Origin of the sequence: Bifidobacterium sp. LCP19S3_E9, from assembly GCF_052121135.1 — a bacterium.
GTDB classification, from domain to species: domain Bacteria; phylum Actinomycetota; class Actinomycetes; order Actinomycetales; family Bifidobacteriaceae; genus Bifidobacterium; species Bifidobacterium thermacidophilum.
This window is the reverse complement of the sequence record NZ_JBQKEV010000005.1, coordinates 187,965-196,398: the sequence shown is the minus strand read 5'-3', so window position 1 is coordinate 196,398 and position 8,434 is coordinate 187,965. Positions and strand designations below refer to the sequence as shown.

The window sequence follows — 8,434 nt, the reverse complement described above, 5'->3', positions numbered from 1 at the left end:
GCGCTGGCTCCAGTATTGTTGGATGGCTCCTCTGGTGAAGTGCGCCCCGGTGCTTGGCGACCAGTGGATCTGCCCGTATTGGAAGACCTGGGACGCCCCTCCGTTGAGTTTGATCTCATCGGTGGTCGGGAAGCCGAGGATTCCCTGTTCGAACTTCAGGGCTGAGTACCTGCCGTGGATGTCGCCTTTGACGGCGTGTGTGCCGGTGCTGTTGGACCAGAAGAGGGTGCCGTGTTGGAAGGTCTGGGATGCGCCGCCTTTGACGGTGAGTTCGTCGCCGGTGGGCCAGCCGAGCCAGCTGTCCTGCCAGCCGCGCTGGCTCCAGTATTGTTGGATGGCTCCTCTGGTGAAGTGCGCCCCGGTGCTTGGCGACCAGTGGATCTGCCCGTATTGGAAGACCTGGGACGCCCCTCCGTTGAGTTTCATCCCGTCGTTGACTGGGAAGCCGAGGTCCTGCAGATGCTTCTGGTAGCAGCTATCGATATTGGAAGCTACAGAGTGAACCTTGGTATTGGCGGACCAATAGACGGCACCATGCTGATATGTACGCATAGCGCCATCGTTGACGGCAGTGACAGCGGTGATTTCAGCTGTCGGAGCGCCGAGCCATGTGTGTGCGGCGGCATATGCGTCAATTGCCCCATCGGACGGATCCGTGTCCGCGGGTTGATTTGGATCCGTATCTGTGGGCTGATTGTGGTCGGCCTCAGGGCTTTCGCTGGTTGGTTGTTGTTGCGCGGGTGTCGTGGTGTTTGCTGCATATGCCGGTGACATCGGAGCCATAGCCAGTCCAAGGCATAGCGCTGTAATGCAGGTTGTTGCAACTGCTGCTACCCGATTATTCGGCCGAGTACCGGTCTCCGTGTCTTTCTTCTTCATTATGCTCCCCATGACTTGTTCAGTCTTTACTTGTGACGTACAGATCGAGTCCGCTTCGTGTGTTGTATGTCCACTGGGCGGAATAGCCATCCCAACTGATGGGCACCATACTGGGGTTATCTTGCTTCTCGAGCATTTCCGCGGTGTAGTGTTCCGGTATATTCAGATGAGTGGCGACACATTTCAGCGTGGAAAAGTCTGAAGCGTTGCCGGAAAAAACGGTAAGCGATTTGCCGTTATCCTCCAGTACGAGCGCCTCCTTGGTAGTCGCAGTCTCATCAAACTCGACACCCCTGTTACATGCTTGGTATGCTGCGCTGAGCGATTTCGCCATCTTGGTTGAGGTCGGCGTGCCGGAAGGCTGTATCGTGGTTGAAGATGACTGGTTGCTTGCGGAGGGCTTAGCTGGTCGCTCGTCCGAATCCGAAGAATGCGAGAAGACAATAGCGGCGACAATGCAGGCAATAATCAGAATGCCTCCTGCCGCTAGCGCAATCGCTTTGCGATGTTTCCCCATGAGTTTCTCTCCCCGAATCATGGCTGACCATTGGTTTCCATTACGAGCAAGTATCGTACTCCTTGGCATTGCCATGAGTTCTATGCTGATAACAATATTGTTGCGGTGCTTTCTCCTGCTCTGCGAATATCATAACAACATAGGTGTGCCCTGATTCGAGCAACGTCTTCCGTATGCGTGCAGAGTTGCCGGATAGGGCGGAGAAAGGAATACTTCGGCATGACTTTGAAAACAATGCGATCCATGGTGGTGACTGCCGCTGCTGCTCTCATCTGTGTGGGCATGCTTGCGTCATGTGGAACATCCGGTTCTGCGGCGGACAAGACGGTGGATACAGTGATATCCGCGAACTCCGTGGCTGATCAATCAGGCAGTAACACAGCAACAACTATTGCGGACGACAATGCTGCTGCTAGTGATGCCATGCCAAGCAATCCTTCCCAAGATCTGCCGGATTCGGTGGATTCGTCGATTCCGAACAATGCGACCGTGGTCTCTTCGAATTTGGCGGTCACCAAGGACGGCACGGTGAAGAATCTTGAAACCGGCGAAACCGTCACCGATCCCGAGATTGTGGGTACTGAGGACACACCTCCTGATCCGCTTGCTAAGACCAACGGGCAGCGGTTCATCCCGGTGTCGGTGAAGACCGTGCGCAATGCTATCAAGGACCAGGCGAACACTGAGACTTCGGCATCGAAGTCAAAAGCGTTGACGTCTGCCGGTCCGAATGTGATGTCCGCTGTGTTGAAATCCAACACGAAGGCATCGGTGAAGCAGACAGTGTTGCAGAATAACGAATATGGCGCGTATTGGGGAACCTACGGGGGTGCACAGGCTTTCTTCGAGAAAGGAGGCTCACTGTTTGCGCAGAATGCCAAAGGTGTTGTCGATGTTTCGGAGCACAACGGAACCATTGATTGGGTGAAAGCAAAGGCCAATGGGGTGCAGGGGGTGATTATCCGTCTCGGCTTTGGCTGGGGGAATCGCCTGGATTATCAGGCGCGACAGAATATCAGTGAGTGCAAACGACTCGGCATTCCTTTTGGCATCTACTGGTATTCGTATGCATATCAGAATTATCAGGCGCAACGTGAAGCCGAGACGCTGGTTTCGCAATTGCGGCAGCTCGGTGTTAGCCCTTCAGATTTGTCATACCCCGTATTCTATGACCTGGAGAAGTGGGTATGGAGCGGGCACAATCCACCAAGCGACCCGGCAGCCTACCAAGGTCTCGTGAGCACGTGGTGGTCGCGTCTCAACTCCGCCGGATTCACGAATCTGAGCGTCTATTCATATGCCAGTTATCTCAATGGTCCCCTGAACACGAGCGATATCCACTCCAAAACCCGCTGGGTCGCCAGCTACGGCGGACATGTAGGGTTCGGGTTCGGCAGTGGTCTTCGAGGATGGCAGTATGCAGATAACGGGAATATTCCAGGCATTCCCAACCGTGTGGATTTGAATGCTTTCAGCAACGTATACGATGTTCGGACGCTTCCCAAGGTTACGATTCCTGATGGTGCATATTACCTCAATGCGATGGTACGGGATTCGTCTGGTGTAGATATCCAGTGGGGGTCTACGAGCAATGGCGCCCGAACCCAGTTATATCAGGCCAACGGTTCATCGGCGCAGAAATTCGTATTTACAAAACAGAGTGATGGTAGCTATGTGATTACCAGTGCACTCAGTGGCAAGGCGTTGGATGTTGCGGGTGCCGCGGCTGGCAATAATGCAGCGGTCCAGCAATACTCACCGAATGGAACCAAAGCGCAACGCTGGTATATCCGAGATACCGGATCAGGGTATTGCATCCAGTCGGCATTGGGCAATTGGGTACTTGATATTGCAAACGGTTCTGCAACCAATGGAACCTCTATCAGCCTGTACACTCCGAATGCGAGCAATGCCCAGAAGTTCACCTTGTCTTCGGCGACTGCTGCGATTCCAACCAATGTCAGTCTCAAGATTACATCCGCAGAAAATACGTCATTGACTATGGATGTGCCGGGGGCTTCTACCCAGAACGGCGCGAGGATCCAGATATATCGGGCGAATGGTTCAGATGCCCAGATATTCAGCGCGCAGCAAGTGGGTAATGGGGTCTATACCCTCACGAATACCGCTTCCGGTAAAGTTCTGGATGTTGCTGGGGCTTCCACTGGCAATGGAGGCGTGGTGCAGCAATATGCGTCAAATGGCACTGCCGCACAGCACTGGTCTCTGCTCGACTATGGCAATGGCAAGATTTCATTGACCAGCAATGTTTCCGGTAAGGCAGTCGATATTCCGTCTGGTAATGCTTCTTCATCGGTCAAGCTGCAGATTTATTCCGCGAACGGCACGAAGGCCCAGCAGTGGACGGTGACGAGGGTCAAGAGCGAGCGTGACAAGATTAACGATCTCGCTGCTCAAAATAAGGGCGTACTCGCTGACGGTACGATCACGGTGGTTTCCGCGCTGTCGGCTTCCAAAGCGCTTGATGTGTCCGGCGCGTCCCGCTCCAATTGCGCGAACGTGCAGCTGTACCAATCCAATGGTACGGGTGCGCAGCGTTGGATTGTTTCGCACGACGGCCAAGGGTATGTTACGCTTCGCAATGCCGCCTCGGGTAAGGTGCTCGATATTGCTGGTGCGTCCACCGCGAATGGTGCGAACGTGCAGCAGTATGCGTCGAATAACACATGGGCGCAGAAGTGGGTCGCCGTTTCTAACGGCGATGGTACGGTTACTCTGCATTCGGCTCTGAAGTACGGTCTTGTGCTCGATGTTGCTGGTGCGTCTACCGCGAATGGTGCGAACGTGCAAGTATATGCGTCGAATGGCACGAAGGCACAACGCTGGGTACGGAAGTGACCGACCATGTAGGGTGTATAGAAGACGTGGGAGAGCGGTCTTCTATGCGGGAATAAGCTTGTGGGCGGCGCCATTGGTGCCGCCCACAAGCATTACTGCCATTTTGTCAATCTATCTCGTGTCGGTTGGCCAGATGCCGTTTTAGATACGCGAAACGGTTGGCTTCGAGGATAAAAGTCTTCCTGTCGTTCTTAGCAATGACATCAAGGATGATTCCCGCGACAATAAGTAGCAGTCCTGCAATGACCAGCATGACCGCGCCGATCAGTGTGGGGAACCGCGCGACCATGCCGGTCGCCCAAAATTCCGATGCCACCTGCCCGCAGAGAATGATGCCGATGATGCCGATGATTGCGCCCAACCCACCGAAGAAGGGGAGTGGCTTGTACTCGCGGATCATGCGGAAAATCGTCGACATGACCTTCATGCCATCGCCCACGGTGTTGAGCTTGCTGACGGAGCCGGCGGGGCGGTCACGGTATTGGATGGGCATTTCGTAGAGGCGGAGATTGTTGTTGAGTGAGTGGATGGTCATCTCCGTCTCGATCTCGAATCCGCGGGACAGGACCGGGTAGGTTTTCACGAAACCGAAGGAGAATGCGCGGTACCCGGTCATGATGTCGGTGACATGGGCGCCGAACAGGCCATTGATCGAGCCTCGGACCAGTCGGTTTCCGAAGTTGTGGAAGGGCCGCTTGTTCTCCTGGAAGTACGTGGAGCTCAACCGGTCGCCAATCACCATGTCGTAACCCTCGAGGATTTTCGCGACCATGGCCGGGGCGGCGTCCGCCGGATAGGTGTCGTCGCCGTCAGCCATCACGTACACGTCGGCGTCAATGTCCTCGAACATGGCTCGGATTACGTTGCCCTTGCCTTGACGTGGTTCCTTGCGGACGATCGCGCCTTCGGCGGTGGCGATTTCCGCGGTGCGATCAGTGGAGTTGTTGTCGTACACGTACACGTCGGCACTTGGCAACGTGGCCTTGAAATCACGCACCACCTTGCCGATGGTGATTTCCTCGTTATAGCACGGCAGAAGCACCGCGACCCTAGTATTCTCTTGCACGGGTATCACTATAGCGAGGATGCAAGAAATGCGTGAGTGCCAGTCGAGGCAGAAGACTTCGTGTTATCGCTCTGAGTTGAATAGACATATCCTATCATCAATGGTGCAAATAATACGGACGCGAGAGCATAGCGAGTTGGGTCAGATGAGCCGGTCGTCGAGAGTGAGATTGGGCAAGCGAACAGCAGTATTGTCGAGCACAAGTAAGGTATTATTCCTGAGAAACCTATGTTCTGTGAACTCTTTCTTCGAATCCATAAGATATAGCATAAATAGCACGGTATGATAGCGGTCCAGAATGCGGTACTGAATAGTACGTTTACCACCGGTGTCGTTCTTGCGGTATTCATTATTGAACTGACGAATGAGCTTGATGGGCTGGGCTGATTACTGGGCATAACCTTACCGAAGGTATCTTCATTCGTGTGAGACGATGTGAGTAACTCTAGTTGTTGTGGGCGCGTATCCGAGTAGCTTGTGGATCCAGTCCACCTTGTGCTGCCAACAAAAGTAATCCAGCCCGATTCTTCGCAGAAGAATGACGTGATGTATGTCCCGGGATGTCTGAGCCCGACACGAATCCAAGCTTTCGCAAAATCGGTGAACGAGCTGGTTTGGTGCATTGGCTGGTATGCGAATCCGCTGACTGAGTCTGATGTGAACGGTGCATAGGATTTGCCAATGGAATCCCAATCGTTAATGAGATATCCATCTATTGCCGCACGCTCTTCTTCAGAAATATCAGAATGATGATAATGCGATGCGCGGGCAAGCATCAATATTGGCATCACAATTGCAGAGGGGCCATCGTCTTTGATTACACGTGTGTGCGAATATATGAAATTAGGAACAACGGTGGACGTCGACAGAACGGCCAAGACTGCAATGAAGACTGATGTAACACGCAATAATACTTTGGAGTGTTTGATGAATACCAAAAGCAGCAATGAAAAAACAACAATAGCCAAACCTGTCTTCTTCGTCAAGGGAAGAATGAGTGTGATAATCACGAATAGGGTTGTAAAAACCGGATGCGTGAGCTTTTCGAGCTTGGTGCTGGCTATTTCAACATACATAGCAGTCCAAACAATAAAAACAATGAGATAAGTTACATCCTTTGACATAATCATTCCGGTGATTGGAACGATGGGAAAGAACGCGAGAAAACAGGCGAGGATGTTATAAACTTTTATTGCGAGATTTCTTAGAACCAGAATTCTCAGAGCATATGCGCATGCGATAGCCAGACAGCATTCTTGAACCAGACTAAACAGAAAGATTCCAGCATTGTACGAGTTGAAGATTGACTTACCGATGCTGAGGAATGCTCCATAGAGATAAGTATCAAGGAACGGATGATGGTCCCATATTACCCCGGGTTCCTGCCCGAACACAGAGTGACCGAAATACTGAGCGAGTTGATCACCTGTATCCCAGTACACGATTCCAGGGCGAAGTAGTATCAGATAAGGAACCCAGCATACGAAAAAACGAAGGCTATTCCTGAGTAATGATTTTACATTGGCGCAATACTCAAAATGATATTGCCTGCTGATATTGGCCGATCCTGTGGTGTGAACGGAAATGCTGCTATGAGAAATCGCATAGATGACAAGCTTGTCGCAGCAGCGGAACGTAAGCATGAATAATAGGCTGAACAGTAAGGCTTGGGCCCAAAATGCAAGAGATGCTACAGGGATATTTGCGAAGACAGCTGCATTAGTGCCGCAGGCAAAAAGTAGACCAAGAACTACTGGGAAGAGTAGTCCATGATACCATGAATGAATATTTGTAGTATTCATATCGTTGCTGGAGATTTCATTACCATTGTCTGATCGTAATTTCTTAACAAATCTGTTAATATGAAGATGTGGTATAGACAATCCTGTCTTGCTCAATTTAAACCCCTTATGGTAAGCCATGAAATAGAATTTGCTTGTCTATCAACGAGTATTGCTATGTAGCTGCTCTTCAATTTTCATAATCAGCTGCTTAACAGCCAGCACGAAGATGGCAGTTATTGCATAGTACAAAAGTCCCCTTAACAGAGGAAGATTAGGCAGTACTGGTATGACAAGAAGCTGATTAACCAACAGAATATGGAACAGATACACGCCAAGCGACGCGCTTGACAATATGCGGATCACTTTTGAGAATGACGCAGGTGTGTGCCGTAATCTCGGCTCAAGCCATGCAAAGATCAGGAACAGACTGATTGCCTGGATGACTGCCAGCGGCGAGGTCGTACCGGACCAATAATTGATATATTCGCTGCTCAAACCGGCGGCAGAGCGCCAGCCATTATTAAGCAGTGTGGCAAAGAACATCGCGGCGGACGACAGCAGGAACGCGATTGACGCCATCCATAGGTGTGGTTTGACAACCGGAATGACATAGTTGTTCAGATAGTAACCAAGCGCAAAGTAGAGTAGTGAGACGGAAGCGAACAGAGGCCATCCGAACAGTTGCCCGAAGTACTTCGAGGGCACGCCAAGGTGTTCGATCAGCGGCAGAACAACTGCAACGAAACCCGTCAATCCAACAAGATATCGCATGGTCTTGCGTTCTGTGCATTTGCTGAGCAGCGGGGTCAGCATATACAGGTACAGAATCGAGTAGAAGAACCAGTAGATATCGTTGATGCTATTGGTTAGGAAATGCTTCGCGAAACCGATGATGCCGAAGTCGTCGGCAATGGATTCAGTGCCGTAGAACGAAGACGGGAAGAGCCCGAATACCAGGTAGCACACGACACTTCCGACCAACAGCGCGCGGCCCGTACGCCAGGCGCGTTTCTTGAAAAATGTGGCCGTGTCATATTTCTTGCGATATCCGAGCAAGTTCATGCCGCTGATCATGAAGAATATCGGCGTGGCAAAGATGAACAATGACTGCATGGCGACTTGACGTTTCCATAGCATCGTTTGCTCAGGATGGAACGCCCCAAGCGATGTATGCAAACAAACCACTGCGATACACGCAATGACGTTCAACACGTCGACGAACAGCCAGTGGCGTTTTACCTGAGTGGTTGCCTGTTGTTCTGCCAGTACGGGGTGAACAGTCGCCGCGCCTGTTGTTTCGGCCGTCATATTGTATTTCTTCCCTTCTCG

6 protein-coding genes are annotated in these 8,434 nt (G+C 51.8%); 1 reads left to right on the top strand and 5 read right to left on the bottom strand.

Translation table 11 applies throughout. From position 1 onward, the window contains the following. A partial coding sequence (locus ACTQYB_RS04245) for an LGFP repeat-containing protein (protein WP_441481515.1) occupies positions 1–783 on the bottom strand: 783 nt, incomplete at its 3' end. A gap of 115 nt (positions 784–898) precedes the next feature. Then, positions 899–1,396, bottom strand: coding sequence for a hypothetical protein (locus tag ACTQYB_RS04240; protein ID WP_441481516.1), 498 nt, complete (start codon positions 1,394–1,396; stop codon positions 899–901). 219 nt (positions 1,397–1,615) lie between these two features. Here ACTQYB_RS04240 and ACTQYB_RS04235 point away from each other — a divergent pair, with 219 nt between their 5' ends. Next, positions 1,616–4,255, top strand: a complete 2,640-nt coding sequence (locus ACTQYB_RS04235; RefSeq protein ID WP_441481517.1) for an RICIN domain-containing protein — start codon at positions 1,616–1,618, stop codon at positions 4,253–4,255. Positions 4,256–4,361: 106 nt separating this feature from the next. On the opposite strand, the gene ACTQYB_RS04230 is transcribed toward ACTQYB_RS04235, so the two are convergent. From ACTQYB_RS04230 to ACTQYB_RS04220, 3 genes are read right to left on the bottom strand one after another with little or no spacing between them, the layout of a single operon-like run. Next, positions 4,362–5,321, bottom strand: coding sequence for a glycosyltransferase family 2 protein (locus ACTQYB_RS04230; protein ID WP_441481518.1), 960 nt, complete (start codon positions 5,319–5,321; stop codon positions 4,362–4,364). An 8-nt stretch (positions 5,322–5,329) separates the two neighbouring features. After that, positions 5,330–7,243: a DUF6020 family protein gene (locus ACTQYB_RS04225; RefSeq protein WP_441481519.1), complete on the bottom strand. Its 1,914-nt coding sequence runs from the start codon at positions 7,241–7,243 to the stop codon at positions 5,330–5,332. A gap of 21 nt (positions 7,244–7,264) precedes the next feature. Further along, the gene (locus tag ACTQYB_RS04220) at positions 7,265–8,413 is read right to left on the bottom strand and encodes an acyltransferase (protein ID WP_441481520.1); all 1,149 of its coding nucleotides are present in this window, start codon (positions 8,411–8,413) and stop codon (positions 7,265–7,267) included. Positions 8,414–8,434: the final 21 nt, after the last annotated feature.